Origin of the sequence: Staphylococcus croceilyticus, assembly GCF_002902575.1 — a bacterium.
GTDB lineage: Bacteria > Bacillota > Bacilli > Staphylococcales > Staphylococcaceae > Staphylococcus > Staphylococcus croceilyticus.
This window is the reverse complement of sequence record NZ_PPRD01000014.1, coordinates 29834-46314: the sequence shown is the minus strand read 5'-3', so window position 1 is coordinate 46314 and position 16481 is coordinate 29834. Positions and strand designations below refer to the sequence as shown.

Below are 16481 nucleotides of genomic sequence, written 5' to 3'. Positions count from 1 at the left end.
TGAAAATTATTGTGATTTTTTTAACATACTTATTTTAACACTTTAATATGCCAAACGTATATAACTATACTAATTTTTAAAAATTAACTTTATTTTAAATGATAATGATTATCAATTATATAGTCAAATAAAAATACCCTTGAAAGTAAACATGTTGCTTTTGCTTTCAAGGGTACTCAATTTATTTATATTTATTGTCTTTGAGTTTTTCCTTTTTAGTTGAAACATTTTTTGAATCATCATATGTTTCTTCATCATCTGTATGACCTTTAGCCATGGCTAAGTTCTTGTCTAAGTTTTTCTTTTTTTCTTTTTTAGAACGTTTATCATAGGCACGTTCTTCAAATATTGAGCCCCATATTAATCCAAAAATAACGCCAATTGTTACTATAATAATTAAGATTAATATAATCCATTTAATAATATCAAATGCCATGTTAACTCACCTTCTTTCAACATTGGGCAATCTTATATTTGTATTGTTGTACTTCTTATTACATTCATTTCCCGTTCTGTTTCGGCTTCAATCATAAAGTGAGAAAACATGCCTTGGCCTTTTCCAAAAATAAAAGAAAACCACGATGCCATATTATAAGGAATCGTGGTTTAGTTTACTTTATTTTATGAAATATAGTTGTATGAACCTGCTTGGCTAGCTGGGATTGTGCGTGTTGAAACGACACCAGGTCCGCCGTTGTAGTTCATTTCTGAAACGTTAACTGAACCGTCATTATTTACGTTCTCAACGTATGCAACGTGGCCGTATGCGCCTTGAGTTGTTTGCATAACTGCTCCTGCTTTAGGTGTGTTATTTACTGTGTAACCACTTTGTGCTGCTGCGTTTGCCCAGTTATTTGCGTTGCCCCATGTGCTACCTACTGAGCCACCTACTTTATCGTATACGTAGTAAGTACATTGGCCTGCTGTGTATAGGTTAGCACCTGAGCTTGATTGACCTGCGAAGGCTTTACTGCTTGATGTGTTTGCTGATTGTGTTGTTGGTGCTTTTTGAGTTGTTACTTGAACGTTGCGGTTTGATGTTGAATAATTTGAACCTAAGCCGCCACCGTTGTTGTTCGCAGTATATGATTGAGTGTTATTATTTGTAGTTTGGTTTTGGTTTTGAGTGTAGCCATTATTATAGTTATAGCTGTAGTTATAATTGTAGTTGTAGTTTTGAGTTTGGTTGTTTGCAGTTTGTTGACCGCCTTGTTGTGCTTGTGCTGGGCTCCAGTTACCTTGCCATTTATAGTGATAGTTACCTTGTTGGTCAATTGTATAAGTGTAGCTATATGAATAAGGATCGTTAGGGTTATATCCATTATTGTTTTCCGCTGCATCTGCATCGTGGTGTGCTAGTCCGAAAGTTGCAATACCTGCTGTTGCGATTGTAGCTGTAGCGATTTTTTTCATAATTAAATATCCTCCTAGATTTGTTTGAAAATAATTTTTTCTCGTGGCTACCTGCAATTTACAATTATTAACATTTCTAAATAATGCTTAAGAATTTTTTTCTCGTTAATTAACGACAAGACACACTCTAACAGACATACAAGGGTTTGTGTGCAATGTTAAAGCTTTGTAAATGAATCATAATAATGTAACGGCGCTTGTAAAAAAAGTCAGAGTTTATTACAACTTCTATAACCTTTTCATGCCAGTGGTTTTGTGTCTTTTTTCAACAGTGTCTCTCATACCTTTGTAATTTATCTGATTATTTTAAAGATGTTTTGTTTCATTAAAATAGGATAAAGCAATGCTTTATCCCATTAATACTCATTAAATTAAATTGTTACTGTGCCAATCAGCATTGCGATGATGAGCAAGACTATCGCAAAGCCCCATATCCAGAAGAAAGCATATTTAATATATGTACCCATATTCGCTTCAGCAAGTCCAATCGCTAACCAAAGTGCTGGTGAGAATGGACTTACAAATGTACCTACGATATTACCAATAACCATTGAATATGCCGTAGAAACTGGATTAACTCCAAACTGACTTGCCGTTTGTTCTACTATAGGAAGTAATGCGAAATAATAAGCATCTGTACTTGTTAGTAAATCAAGAGGCACGCCAAAGATACCTACAATTATATGTAAATACGGACCTACAGCGTCTGGAATGATTTTAATAAGGTTTGTCGCGATAGCTTTTAACATTCCTGTTTCATTTAATACACCTAAAAACATGCCCGCCGCTATAATAACAGCCGCCATCATTAAAGCATTAGGTGCATGTGCTTTTAATCGATTCATCTGATCGTCTACATTTGGGAAGTTAATAATTAATGCAACTGCCACACCAATCATAAACGCAAATTCTGGTGGCGCGATATTTGTTAACATCATTAAAATGACTAAGACAGTCAGCAACATATTAACCCAAATGACCCAACCGTGTTTCACTGCACGACCTCTCACTGGGAATTTAATATCTTGATCACGTTCATAATTTCTCACAAGTTTATGAATATCGATGTCGATAGTTGGTTCCAATTCTCCCTTATCTATAGCCTTTTTAATTCTTTTTTGCTCTCTAAAGCCTAAATATGTTGCGAAAATAAGGACTAAAACGAAACCGATAATTTGTACTGGTATTAAGCCATACCATAATTCATTGACACTTTTAACTTTTAATACTGACGCAACACGTGCCATTGGTCCACCCCAAGGTACCATATTCATAATTGCTGCACTAATTGCGAGTAATAAAATTAATAAATACTTATTCATATTTAGCGCTTTATATAATGGTAATAAAGCCGGAATTGAGAGTAAGAAAGTAACGGCACCTGCGCCATCTAACTGCGCAAACATACCAATGACTGCAGTAATAATACTTACAATCACTACATTACCTCTTGTCATTAAAATCAACCGTTTAACAATTGGTTTAAATAAACCACTGTCTGTCATCAATCCGAAGAAAATAATGGCAAAGATAAACATAATAACTACGTTTATTACAGATTCTAAGCCATTATTAAAAAACTTTACTAAATCCCCTATGCCGTATCCTAAAATCAATGCCCCAACACTTGGAATTAAAATCATACCTACTACTGGACTGATTTTCTTCGCAATTAACAGTCCCACGATTGAACCTATGATTAAAATCCCCATAACTGTTAACCAAACACTATTATCATGCATGAAATCCCCCCAATTAATTCAGTTGCATTCTCCCAATATTCCCAACTTTCAAAAAGAAAGCGTTTACATAATTATACCAAATTTACCCTTTTTAGATATTAAGTTTTATTTATAAAGTAAAATAAGTTATGTGTATATTAAAAAAACGCATTATCAACATCGTTTAATGTCGATAATGCGTTCAAATCATCTATTTAAATATATTGTTTATCTTTTAAGTAGTTAAGAATGACTTCCACAGATTCTTCTACACTTTGTTGTTCTGTATTAATAGTAATTTCTGGTTGTTTTGGTGCTTCGTATGGTGCGCTAATGCCAGTGAATTCTTTGATTTCACCTGAACGTGCTTTTTGATAAAGTCCTTTAGGATCTCTTTTCTCACATTCTTCCACACTGCACTCTGTATAAACTTCGATAAATTCTCCATCTTCCAAGATAGCACGTACGTCATCTCGGTCTGCTCTATATGGAGAGATAAACGCGGTAATCGCAATTGTACCAGCATCTACTAATAGTTTACTTACTTCGCCAATACGACGAATGTTCTCTTTACGATCTTCAGGACTAAATCCTAAATTCTTATTTAATCCGTGACGAACATTATCACCGTCTAAACGATAGGCATGTTTCCCTTGTTCAAATAATGCTTGTTCAAGTGCAACTGAAACGGTTGATTTACCTGAGCCTGATAGGCCTGTAAACCAAATCACTACACTCTTATGACCATTCTGTTGTTGTCTATCTGCTTTCGTTACTTCAGAATCGTGCCATGTAATATTACTTGATTGACTCATGCTTTTCCCTCCACTTATTTTTGTTTCAAACCTCTAATTAATACTTCTGCTACTTCTGGTCTTGAGAATTTAGTTGGTAAAGATTCACCATTACGTAATTTTTCTCTTACTTTTGTACCACTTAAATGAACATGTTCTGATGCATCGTGTGGGCATGTTTTTGCGGTAGCCATGTTGCCACATTTTTCACAATAAAAAGCATGTTCAAACTTCAAGATTTGAATATCTAATTCATCTTCAAATTGAGAAATAAGTTCTTGAGCTTCATATGTGCCATAGTAATCCCCTACACCTGCGTGGTCACGACCGACGATGAAATGTGTACAACCATAGTTTTTGCGGACTGTCGCATGTAAAATGGCTTCACGTGGTCCTGCATAACGCATCGCTGCTGGATAGATGACTAAACGTGCTCTATCTTTCGGGAAGTAGTTTTTAAGAATCGCTTGATAACTTTCCATACGCACATCTGCTGGAATATCGTCTGCTTTTGTTTCACCTACTAATGGATTTAATAATAAGCCATCCACAATTTCTAACGCTGATTTTTGAATATATTCATGTGCGCGGTGAACAGGATTACGTGTTTGGAAACCAACCACTGTTTTCCAACCAAGGTCATGGAATAATTGACGTGTTTCAGCAGGATCTAAATGATAATCTGAGAATTCATCATGTTTTGGACGATTCACTAATTGGATAGGACCAGCTAAGTACACATTACCTTTTTCATAAACCTTTTTAACTCCTGGGTGTGCTTCTTCAGTAGTACCATAGACATTTTGTGCTTCTTTTTCTTTGTCATACGTATATTTTTCTTCTAGTTTTAATGTACCGTATAATTCGCCATCTTCCCCGTAAAGCGCCACGTCATCGCCAACTTCTAATTTAGCTGCTTTGTCTTCAGTTACTGGCAATGTGATTGGAATACTCCACACTAATCCATTTTCAAGATGTGTGTCTTCAACAACTTTAGTGTAATCCGCTTCACCCATGAAACCAGTTAATGGACTAAATCCACCAATTGCGATTAACTCTAAATCAGAAATTGCCCATGGATTTAACGTAATCTTCTTAAATGATTTCGCAGCTTCGATTAAAGTTTCTCTTTCTTTACCTTCAACTACGCGATTAATTAATTCACCACCATGTGGTTGAATTGTGTAATTATTAATTGTTTCATTAGTTGCCATAACTTCATAACCCCTTTTCTAATTAAATTGATTAGTTTACTCGGTTTTACTTGTAAGAAAAAGACAATTTTTTGTTGCGAATAAGTGTGATAATCACTAAAATCACAATCGCACAAATAATTGCGAATCTAATAATATTAGTTATTGTGGCATTGCTATCAAAGTATTTCAGCAATGCGTTACTATTTGTGAAAATGATTAACCCACCTACACAAATAGCTAAAATATTAATTGGTAAGATCTTAGTAAGATAAGCAGAAATAGGTGCTGCTATCATACCGCCAACACTTAACGCGATGACAAACCACCAATTAATTTGTGTGATACCTAAAAAGAGAATAAAACTTAACGATGTTGATAATGTAACGAAAAACTCACTCGCTGATACTGTACCAATAGCATAGCGCGGTTGGATCTTATGACTTGCCAATAATAAAGGTGTATTGACCGGTCCCCATCCACCGCCACCAATGGCATCTAAGAAACCAGCGATAGCTCCTTGTGGCACAAGTTTCGCACTACTTAACTTTCCAACATGCGCGTGAAGTTCTTTATGTCGCTTAAATAGGAATTGATATAAAATATAAATTCCCATTGAAAGTAAGAACAGAGCGATATATGGCTTAATATAATTTCCATGTATTTGCGTCAATAATGCTGCGCCAATGAACCCGCTGATTGAACCAGGAATCGCTAGCTTTAACATGGTCGGTTTATGTACATTTTCAAATTTCCAATGTGACGTCCCTGAAGCTGCTGTTGTAGCAATTTCGGAAAAGTGTACAGTGGCTGATACAATCGCAGGTGCAATACCATACGTTAACAAAATAGATGATGATGAGGCCCCGAAACCCATTCCGAGTGATCCATCAACAAGTTGGGCTAAAAATCCAGCTAATGCAAATATAAATAATTTCTTCATATATCACACGCCCCTTCATATTAAACTTGTGATTGGAGCCATCGCATGAATTCTCGTTGCTTATCTTCATTCAAGTAAGTTTCAGATAAAATTTGTTGTAATAAATTTTGCTTTTCAGATGGCTCAATTGGTAATGCTTTAATACGCTGTCTGCTTTGATACAAAAATTCTATATAGGTGTCATAACGTTCATCGTACATTCCACTTAATTTGGAGATGATTTGCGCGCCTAGTTTAGGACTAGCGCCATTCGTTGAGACACTCATCGTTAGTCTTCCACGTTGTAAAATGCTAGGAAATGTGACGTCTCCTTCCTGTGCATCTGCTGCGTGATTAAGTAAAACCCCTTGAGGTAAACTTGCTTTCACTTGCGCATTCACTTCAGGCTCATTTGTCGCAACTACTACAAGGTAAGCTCCTTCTAAATCACTTGGTTCAAAGGCTTTTTCACTCCATGTAATGCGACCTTCAGTCACTAAAGTGTGTAAGGCTGGTGTGAGTGAAGGACTCACAATATGAATATTGGGACAATACGCTATTAATGTAGTGGCCCGTCTTGTTGCTACTTTTCCACCACCAACAATGACAATATATTTATCAGTTAAATCAATCATAAGTGGCATACTATTCATACTGTTTCCCCCATTCACTTCGCCTCTATGCCGATTTATGTACCTACATTATAACTAAGGTAAGGTCATTTCTAAATCAGCAACTTGTTCTTTAAACCAGCTAATCTTCTGTCTCATTTGCACTACATCACCAACCACAATCATCGCCGGATTCTTAATCTCAGATGCTTGTTCGACAATCGTGCCTAATGTGCCGGTAACAGTCTTCTGGGAAGCAGTCGTTCCTAAATGTACTAACGCCACAGGTGTATCTGTCGATTTACCATGATGGATAAGCAATTCACAAATTTCAGGCAATCGTTTCACACCCATATAAACACATAATGTTTCTGGACCGTGTGCAAGATGTTCCCAGTACGCTTCTTTCGACATACCGGGTTTGTTAACGGCTGTGACAAACGCGACTGAAGAGCTATAATCTCTATGCGTTACTGGAATGCCCGCATAAGCTGGTGCTGCAATACCTGAAGTAATACCAGGGACGATTTCAAATGGGATTTGGTGTTGCGCTAAGATTTCTGCCTCTTCACCACCACGACCGAAGACAAACGGGTCGCCCCCTTTTAAACGCGTAATCGTATGCCCCTTCTTAGCTAAACTTACCAACATTCGATTCGTTTCCTCTTGCGGTAGGGAATATTTATTCGGATCTTTACCACAATAGAAGAATTTCGTTGATGGTTTCGCTAATTCTAAGATTTCTTTATTCACTAAACGATCATACAGAATAACATCTGCCGCTTGAATTGCTTTCATACCTTTAATCGTCAATAAATCAGGATCACCAGGCCCTGCGCCTACGAGATAAACTTTTCCCATCCTGTCACCCCCCGTTATTTCTTTTTTGAAAATTAATTATGGAAATCTTGGCCACCGTGAACTTTAGCTACTACACCAGAGCGAATAACAAAGTCACCGAAATGTTCACCTTCAAGACGTTCTTTACCATAATCCATAAGAATAGGACGTAAACTTTCAAGAATTTCTTGTTCGCCAATATTCTCTTTATACAATTTATTTAAGCGTTCACCTTTAAAGCCACCACCTAAATACATATTGTATTTACCAGGTGCTTTACCGATAAATGCAATTTCAGCAAGTGCTGGTCTCGCACAACCATTTGGACAACCTGTCATACGAATCGTAATCTCTTCATCATTTAGTCCCGCTTCATCTAATAAATCCTCAATCTTAGAAATTAAAGATGGTAGGTAACGTTCTGATTCTGCCATAGCCAAGCCACATGTTGGAAAGGCTACGCAAGCCATTGAATTACGTCGTAAGCCTGTATAATTCTTACCGTCTGTTAAACCATATTGGTCAATAAGACTTTGAATTTCTTCTTTTTTCTCAGGAGTTACATTTGCAATAATTAAATTTTGGTTTGGAGATAATCTGAAGTCGCCCGTATGTGTTTCTGCGATTTTTCGCAATGCCGTTTTTAATTGATAATCTTCTGTATCTTTAACGCGTCCATTTTGAATAAATAACGTATAATTCCAAACGCCTTCTTCGCCTTCAATCCAACCTAAACGGTCGCCGTTATGTTCAAATTCGAAGTCACGTGCTTCTTCAATATTCCATCCTAAGCGTGAATTAAGTTCTTCAACTACCTTGTCCACACCTAAACGGTCTACAGTATATTTGAAGCGTGCATTTTTACGATTCTCACGATTGCCGTAGTCGCGTTGAATCGTTAAAATCTTCTCACAAACGTCAACAGCTTTATCTTTAGGGATAAATCCAGCTAAACGTCCTACTTGAGGATACGTATCAGGGTTACCATGTGTCATACCCATACCGCCACCGATTGTGACATTAAATCCGATAAGTTCTTCATTCTCCACAATAGCGATAAGACCAATATCTTGAGAGTAGACATCAATGTCATTTGAAGGTGGAACCGCGATACCAATTTTAAATTTACGTGGTAAATATTTTTTACCGTACATTGGTTCCACTTCTTCAGCTGAATCTAAAACTTTCTCTCCATCTAACCAAATTTCGTGATACGCATTTGTTTTAGGTAATAAATGATCACTAATCGCTGTCGCATAATCATTAATTTCCTTATGAATACTTGATTGATATGGGTTAGGGTTACACATCGTATTACGATTGACGTCTCCGCATGCTGCAATCGTATCAAGTACTGCTTCGTTAATCTTTTGCATTGAAGATTTTAGATTGCGTTTTAAAATGCCATGGAATTGGAACGTTTGACGTGTCGTTAACTTCATCGTTTGGTTACCGTAACGTTCAGAAATATCATCCATTGCTAACCATTGTTCTGGCGTCGCTTTACCCCCTGGTAGACGGACACGAATCATGAAGCTGTATGCTGGTTCAAGCTTCTGTTTACGACGTTCATCACGTATATCTCTATCATCTTGTTGATAGCTACCATGGAACTTTAATAATTTCGTATCATCGTCAGAAATAGCACCAGTTAAAGGATCTGCTAAACCTTGTTCAATCGTTCCACGTAAATAATTACTATCGTCTTTGAGATATTCTAAGGCGTCAAGCTTTTGGTTTAATTCATCAGTTATTTGCTTATTTGTTTTAGCCATTAAATACCACCCCTTCTTTAGTACACATCACGTTGATAACGTTTATCTTTCTTCATTTGTTTAAGATATGCTTCAGCATCTTCTTCAGATAAGTTTTGTTCTTTAATTAAGACATTGCGAATCGCTTGATGTACGTCTTTGGCCATGTTCTTTTCATCGCCACAAATATAAATTGAAGCGCCATTTTGTAGCCATTCATTAAACTGTGCACTATGTTCTGAAATGCGATGTTGCACATAAACTTTTTCATCTGTATCGCGTGAGAATGCGACGTCCATTTTGCCTAATGTACCGTCTTTCAACCATTCTTGCCATTCAGTTTGATACAAGAAGTCTGTTGTAAAGTGTTGGTCACCAAAGAATAACCAAGTGTTACCTTTGAATCCACGTTCTTCACGTTCTTGCATATACGCTCTAAATGGCGCAATACCTGTACCAGGACCAATCATAATCACTGGTGTGTCACCATCTGTTGGGAACTTGAAGTTTGGATTACGTTTTAAATAAATTGGCACTGTATCACCTGGTTGAATACGTTCAGCAAATTGTACAGAACATACACCTGAGCGATCACGGCCATGCGAATTGTATCTCACTGCGCCAACTGTAATGTGGACTTCGTCTGGTAAAGCTTTGTAACTACTCGAAATTGAATATTCTCTTGGTGGTAATTTTCTAAGTAATTGATATAAATTTTCCGGTTGTAATTCTGTTGTATTGAAATCATTTAATAAGTCGATTAAGTCACGACCTTCAATATAACTTTGAATCCATTCGTTATCTTCGACTTTTTCATTGAGCTCTTCATTATCAAATAATGATGCTGCATTGATAAGTAATGGTTTTGTTAATTTTGTGATTTCGAAGTGTGTTGTTAAAGCATCTTCAAGTGATAAAGTATCACCTTCATCAGAAATTTGAACTTGTTCTTCTGGGTCCCAGCCTAATGTACTGATAAGTAATTCAACTAATGCTGGATCGTTTTGCGGTAAGACGACTAAACAATCGCCCACTTCATATTCTTCTCCAAAGTTATCTAATAAGAATTCAATATGCCGTGTTTCTTTATTAGACCCTCGACCATTTAAGTTAATGTTTTCTAACACTTCTGCTTGATATGGATTTGATTTTGAGAATTTCTTCTCTTTTGCCGATTTAATAGATTCACTGACTACTTGTTCGTTTTGTATGCCTTCTGGTGCTGTATCGATAGCATTGATAACGTTTGCCATCCACTTTTCAGCGTCTTCTTCATAATCCACATCGCAATATACGCGTTCATAAATTCTTTCAGCGCCTAATTCGCCAAGCTTTCTATCAAAGTCACGACCTGTTTGACAGAAGAACTCATAAGTTTGGTCCCCAAGCGCTAATACAGAGAAGCGCACGCCTTCAAGTTTCGGTGCTTTACGTCCATGAAGAAACTCATGAAGTTCAGCAGCGTTATCTGGTGGATCTCCTTCGCCTTGTGTAGATGTAATGATGAATAAGTCTTCAACGTTTTTAAGATTTTTAGGTTTAAATTCATCCATTGCTTTTAAAGTAACGTTATGACCAATGTTTGATAAACGTTCTTCAAAGATTTCCGCTAAACCTTGTGCATTACCTGTTTCAGAACCATAAAGTAATGTGATACTACGTTTCTCAGGTGTAATGGTAGGTTCTTTATCTTGCAACATGGCTTCTGTATTGGCAGATAGTTCGCCTTGAACTGTCGCTTGATTTGATGCCCCAGTTTGAGATTGGGCCGGTGCACCATTTGCTGAAAATTGTTGGTTCGCAACTAAGTAACCACTTAACCATACCTTTTGTTCTGGTGTAAGCGTCTGTAGTAATTCATTAATTTGTGTGGCTTGCCCTTCTGTAAAAGGACTATTTGTGACACTTAAATTCAATGTTATCCACCTCTTATTCCGTAAGAATACAATTTTATTTTATTTAGATACTATCTTTATTATGTAAGAAATATATCCGGATTTACAATAAAATTCGGATATATTTTTATTTTCTAAAACCTATCAGAATACTAGGCTTTATATTCAAAAATTTTTTACCTTAATCATTAAGGCTTATCTGCAACGTGGAGACCACATTCAGTCTTTTCAAAATTAGACCAACGCCCTGCACGAGAATCTTCAGAGTCAAAAACAGGTGCAGTACATGGAATACAACCAATACTTGGATAATGTTGATCATGTAATTCATTGTATGGTAAGTTGTGCGCTTTGATATAATCCCAAACTTCATCTTCAGTCCAATAAATTAATGGACAAACTTTAATCGATTTAAAGCGTTCATCTTTATTGATGAAATTAGTGTGTGCACGCGTTGGAGATTGGTCACGACGTAAGCCTGAAACCCAAGCGACTGCGCCACCTAATACCTCTTCTAACGGTTTAATCTTTCTAATGTAACAGCATTGGTTAGGATTGTTCTTCCATAGTGCTGGATTATATTTCTCCGCTTGTTCTTCAAGCGTTAAGTCAGGTTGCTTCATTTCAATGCGAAGTTGTGGAAAGCGTTCTTTCACTCTATCAATTAAGTCATACGTTTCTTGAAAATGTAAATTCGTATCTAAAAATACAATTTGAGCATCTGGTTTAATTTGAGAAATCAAATTAATAAGCACCATACTTTCTGCTCCGAAACTACATGAATAAACGATAGAGTCACCATATGTGCGGTATGCCCATTCTAAAATTTCGTAAGCGCCCTTTGTAGCGTCATCTGTGGAAATAGCGTCGATAAATGGATCTCCATTAAAAGTCTCATACGTAATCTTCGGTACTGACATAAACTTATGGTCCCCCCTCAGTGTTCACAAATTTATTTATCTAATACCTATCGGAATTGTCAGAATAATATGTTAATACTTTATCGAGTTTTGCCTAGAAAGTCAAGTGAATTTGAGGAGTATCTTTGAGAAAAGAAGAAACAATACGATAGACAAAAACCACTCTAGCTTTAATCTAAAGTGGTTTTAAATATTAATGTTCTGGAACAAAAATGCCACTATCTTCAGGGGCACAATCTATTAAAACGACTTTACCATTTTTTACTCGAACAATAATACTGTAACCATTATGTTTATTGCTATCATAAATAATATCTCCAGATCCTGAGCGGTGATCATATGCATAATATCTCTTTAAAAATTCTCCCTCAGTTATATTGTCAGGAACTACAGAAATGCCCCATACTGTATTATCGTGAGTCCGAGGATTATAAATAATTGCTAAATTACCATATCTTATAAAGTCATTATCCATTCCTTCTATATGAGGAAGTGGTTCGCCTTTACCATACATCTTTTCTACTTCTTCTTTTTTCATGCCTTTTCGAACACCCATGTATTCATTTACAGTATTTTTATGCATAAATGATTCTTCAAAATTTTTGCTAAGGACATCTATTTTAGGTGGGTGTGGCTCATTATCTTTATCTGCTTTCTCTGCTTTTTCTTCTTCAGCCCTTTGTTTTTCAGCTTTTTTAGGGTCATTTGAAATTTTATGCTCTCCTGGTTTCTCTTCCTCTTTGGCAACATGCTAAGTAGTGGACGGTTTACTTTGTGCTTGTTCATTCCCTTTTAAGAAAAAGTGATAATACGCGAAGCAACTGCTTCCTATAACCACAATTACAAATATGGCGATAACTACAAACGGCCAAATACGACGTTTTCGCTTCGGTTCTTGTGGAAAATAATCATTTTCTTGAGTGTAGCCACATTTAAAGTTTTGGATATCACAACCACATCTATTACAAAAGTGTTGATTATCTTTTAATGGGCTACCACATTGAGGACAATATTTCATATATTCATCTACCTTTCACTTTTCATGATTTAAGGACTGAGTTGTTTGTGAAATTTGGATATTAGTAAATTAAAAGTGATATGTTGCAATTTATTCAGCAAGACATTGGATTTTAGCAATATATCCGTGATCAATATCTACGGCAACTAAATAACCATTGCCTTTAAAGTTGTTATAAACAATTTCTGAACCGCTATAATCATCATAAGAGGGATAACGATCAAGAAATTCACTTGTTGAGACATGGTCTGGTGATACACCGACTGCTATAACTTTGCCGTCCTCGCCTTTACTATCATAATCCACTGTTAAATTGCCATATTTAGTAGATTCCCATTTAAAGCCATCTACTTTTAAAGTGCCGGTAGATTTACCTACAAGTTTTTCAACTTCTGAACGTGTCATACCTTTACGCACGCCCATATATCCACCTAAATTATTACTTTGCATATAGGTTCTTTCGAAATCTTCACTCATGACATCAATTTTTGGAGATTTAACCTTGTTCTCTTTTTCAGTTTCATGTTTTTCAGATTTTTTAGCGTCATTGGATGCTTTATGTTCATTTTTTTGTTTTTCAGTTTTTGACGTATGTTGGGTAGTTGTAGCTTCGTTTGACGTATGTTGTTCGTCTTTAATAAAGAAGAAATAATATGTAAGACAGCTTGCTATGATAATAGCAATAATAAGCGCACCTATTACAACCCACGGCCAAACTTTTCGCTTTTGTTGAGGTGGTTCTGGTGGTTGAGGTTGGAAATAAATCCCGCTATCTCGATACTGTTCAAATGCTTTTAAATCATAACCACATTTATTACAGAAACGTTGGTTAGCGTTGATTGGACTTCCACATTGAGGACAATATTTCATAAATGACCTTCCTTTCACTTCTTGATGAGTGTAATAACAATGATGAGTGTGAAATAAGGTTTTTCTATTTTTAATGTATACACACGTAGTATTTACGCTTAATTTTAAATGACTTTTTTGAAATTTTCTATATTTATTTTCCTGGAAAATAAAATACAAAAATAAAGCCAATCGAAGCAAGATAACTCCAATTGGCTTTATAAACTTAATTATCATTGATTTCTATCGTTATAACGCATTTGTTGTCGATAGCCGTACGTACTTTCTTTAATTAGTTGATCATTTAATAAACCAGCGCCAATTGCACCTGCAACAGTAGAAATTGAAGCAGCGAACCATGGAATGCTGAGATATAAATTAATACCTGCTGGCCCTTTCAATCCTAGTTGTTGTCCTAAGAAATTAGCCGGTAATAGCACTATTTCTGCGGTTAAGAATAATAAATACAAGATAATGTAATAAATAATAATGGCAATAAATAATGTCATAATAGTCGTTAAATTGTATAACCATGTGATGCGTTTATTCTTACTCTGCTTTACAGGTTCCCATAAATCGTGGGATAGCATAATCCATATCAACATACCTAGCACCGCGATGATTGATATGCCGAAAAGACGCCACATGGAGAATTCCATACTCATCTGCCACATGGTTGTGAAGATTAAACCAAAGGCGCCTGTAGTAAACGCAATAGCAACGATATTACTTAAACTTGCCATCATGTTTAATGGGTTATTCGCGAAGGTCATGCCACTAACTAAACGCAACATACCTGCAGAACGTGAATTAGATAAATAACGTAAATGCTTCGTTTCTGTTTCTTCTAAATAAACTTCTGTTTTTTTAATATTTGAGAAAGGAAACTGCTTACTTAACATGTGTTTAACGCTATCATCATCATCGTACGCTTCATTCTGTTCTTCTGAGCGATGTACTTCATTAATAATTCCCACAATAGCATTCTTGAAACGATTCTTAACCGGTCGCCATCCAAATGCGGGATATGAAAAAATGGCCGCTCCGTTCTTCTTGTTAATATCTAAAGCGAGTACATGTTGCTGATAAAACATAGGCAAATCTGTAAGTCCTACTACATAATCCCATTGTCTTTCATCGTGATAATCATGAATTTTCTTGAAGATTTCTTCTACAGATTCTGCGAAACCAGTCAGAGGATCAACCACGAGATCAATCTTCCAATCGGTTTGATTATTAGGTTGTTGCGATAAGATGTTTGGTAAATCATCAATCAAACTTTCGCCTAGAGTTTCTGTAACACCCGGCGCGACAACTAATCCAATCACTTTTTCGTCATTGTTACTCATGATTCATCCTCCTCTCTGTGGTCTTGTTTCTTGCCTTCGTATTGGTCTTCATCTTTATCTTCTTTATTTGAAGCGGATTGCTCAACATTTTGTTGTGACTCATCTTGAGAGGCAGATTGCTGTTTGTCTCTTTCTTCTTCTTGCTCTTGTTCCGCTTCTTTATAACGATGGTACTGGCGATATGAATACGTAATGCGTCGAATCTTTTCTTCGTCCTCTACCGTAGAACCCATTGCGCCAGCGAGTAAACCTAATGATGCGACGAACCATAGTAGTTTTAAATAATTTAGAAAAGTAAAATCCGGGTTCGCGCTCGTCCAGCTATTAAATAAACTCACAGGTACAAATAATGAAATACTGATAGATAATAAGATATATAAAATCGCATAGTTCATCAATGTAATTAAAATTAATGTAAGCATCGTCGTAGCGTTATACGTATAACGATAGACACGTTGCGACTTCGACGTTTTACGTTCAAATAGTTGATGGGCATAAAGTAACCAACCTGCCATGCCTATAATTGCAATGAGCATTAATATGATAAAACGATAAATAGAATATTGAACACTTAATTCCCATGGCATTGAAAAGATAGACACATAAGTCCCTGTCGCAAATGCCACAGAAATGATCTTTTTAAAGTTAAAGATATTCTTCCACGGTTCATTCGCCCGTGTTAATCCTAATATAAGTTGAATCCACCCAAGTACTAGGAAAGGATTAATATAACGTTGCTTTGTACTATTATCCTCACTTGGTTCCACTGCTTTTGGACGAATCAGCATAGAAATTTTTGGGTGTGGATTTGGTTTGTCATAGTACAATTGTTCAATTAATGAAGTTATACTGTTAACTAATTTGTGTTTTAAATTGAACCAGCCTAATGATGGCATTGATACCATTGCGATTTGTTGTTCATTGTTAAAGTCACTAATCACGACTTTATTGCCTGAGATACTTGGTAAATCGGTAATGCAAACGACGAAATCCCATTCATGTTGTTCTTTTAACTCAGCTGCTTTGTCTATACTTTCGTGCACATCTTCCGCTGAACCGATTAATAAGTCGACTTTGATGTCGAACTTCCACTCAGTGTTACTATCAATACGTTGTTGGAGTAAGTCTTGTATCTTGGGTATCGCATGGTCGACATGTTTACGTGCCACACCAGGCGAAGGTACGAGTCCAATCGTGTACAT

Annotated in this window: 16 protein-coding genes; all 16 read right to left on the bottom strand. The window is 36.2% G+C overall.

Translation table 11 applies throughout. From position 1 onward, the window contains the following. Positions 1–181: 181 nt before the first annotated feature. The 16 genes from CD128_RS03345 to CD128_RS03270 all read right to left on the bottom strand — a co-directional run bounded on the left by CD128_RS03345 (position 182) and on the right by CD128_RS03270 (position 16481). On the bottom strand, positions 182–436 hold the full coding sequence (locus CD128_RS03345; protein ID WP_103328668.1) for a hypothetical protein: 255 nt from the start codon (positions 434–436) through the stop codon (positions 182–184). A gap of 185 nt (positions 437–621) precedes the next feature. Continuing rightward, a complete protein-coding gene (locus CD128_RS03340) occupies positions 622–1413 on the bottom strand; it encodes a CHAP domain-containing protein (protein ID WP_103328667.1) in 792 nt (263 codons plus the stop codon). A 371-nt stretch (positions 1414–1784) separates the two neighbouring features. Continuing rightward, complete coding sequence (locus tag CD128_RS03335) at positions 1785–3155, bottom strand: CitMHS family transporter (RefSeq protein WP_103328666.1); 1371 nt, start codon at positions 3153–3155, stop codon at positions 1785–1787. Positions 3156–3349: 194 nt separating this feature from the next. Continuing rightward, positions 3350–3949: an adenylyl-sulfate kinase gene (gene cysC, locus CD128_RS03330; RefSeq protein ID WP_103328665.1), complete on the bottom strand. Its 600-nt coding sequence runs from the start codon at positions 3947–3949 to the stop codon at positions 3350–3352. A gap of 14 nt (positions 3950–3963) precedes the next feature. Beyond that, positions 3964–5142: a sulfate adenylyltransferase gene (gene sat / locus CD128_RS03325; protein WP_103328664.1), complete on the bottom strand. Its 1179-nt coding sequence runs from the start codon at positions 5140–5142 to the stop codon at positions 3964–3966. A gap of 46 nt (positions 5143–5188) precedes the next feature. Then, entirely contained in the window at positions 5189–6064 is an 876-nt protein-coding gene (locus tag CD128_RS03320; RefSeq protein WP_103328663.1) for a sulfite exporter TauE/SafE family protein, read from the bottom strand. A gap of 20 nt (positions 6065–6084) precedes the next feature. Further along, positions 6085–6696, bottom strand: a complete 612-nt coding sequence (locus CD128_RS03315; protein ID WP_103328662.1) for an NAD(P)-binding protein — start codon at positions 6694–6696, stop codon at positions 6085–6087. Between the two features lie 54 nt (positions 6697–6750). Further along, complete coding sequence (gene cobA, locus CD128_RS03310) at positions 6751–7515, bottom strand: uroporphyrinogen-III C-methyltransferase (protein WP_103328661.1); 765 nt, start codon at positions 7513–7515, stop codon at positions 6751–6753. A 32-nt stretch (positions 7516–7547) separates the two neighbouring features. Beyond that, the gene (cysI, locus tag CD128_RS03305) at positions 7548–9269 is read right to left on the bottom strand and encodes an assimilatory sulfite reductase (NADPH) hemoprotein subunit (protein WP_103328660.1); all 1722 of its coding nucleotides are present in this window, start codon (positions 9267–9269) and stop codon (positions 7548–7550) included. A gap of 17 nt (positions 9270–9286) precedes the next feature. After that, a complete protein-coding gene (locus CD128_RS03300; RefSeq protein ID WP_103328659.1) occupies positions 9287–11164 on the bottom strand; it encodes an assimilatory sulfite reductase (NADPH) flavoprotein subunit in 1878 nt (625 codons plus the stop codon). Between the two features lie 167 nt (positions 11165–11331). Beyond that, positions 11332–12063, bottom strand: a complete 732-nt coding sequence (locus CD128_RS03295; RefSeq protein ID WP_103328658.1) for a phosphoadenylyl-sulfate reductase — start codon at positions 12061–12063, stop codon at positions 11332–11334. A gap of 193 nt (positions 12064–12256) precedes the next feature. Beyond that, the gene (locus tag CD128_RS03290) at positions 12257–12646 is read right to left on the bottom strand and encodes a hypothetical protein (protein WP_103328657.1); all 390 of its coding nucleotides are present in this window, start codon (positions 12644–12646) and stop codon (positions 12257–12259) included. 168 nt (positions 12647–12814) lie between these two features. Further along, positions 12815–13081 carry a zinc-ribbon domain-containing protein gene (locus CD128_RS03285; RefSeq protein WP_103328656.1) on the bottom strand — a complete coding sequence of 89 codons (267 nt, stop codon included), beginning with the start codon at positions 13079–13081 and terminating at the stop codon, positions 12815–12817. Positions 13082–13171: 90 nt separating this feature from the next. Continuing rightward, positions 13172–13951, bottom strand: coding sequence for a zinc ribbon domain-containing protein (locus CD128_RS03280; RefSeq protein WP_103328655.1), 780 nt, complete (start codon positions 13949–13951; stop codon positions 13172–13174). A 212-nt stretch (positions 13952–14163) separates the two neighbouring features. Continuing rightward, positions 14164–15279 (bottom strand): 5,10-methylene-tetrahydrofolate dehydrogenase, encoded by a 1116-nt coding sequence (locus tag CD128_RS03275; RefSeq protein WP_103328654.1) that lies wholly within the window; start codon positions 15277–15279, stop codon positions 14164–14166. Next, on the bottom strand, positions 15276–16481 hold the full coding sequence (locus tag CD128_RS03270; protein ID WP_103328653.1) for an MFS transporter: 1206 nt from the start codon (positions 16479–16481) through the stop codon (positions 15276–15278). Before CD128_RS03270 ends, CD128_RS03275 begins: the two co-directional genes overlap by 4 nt.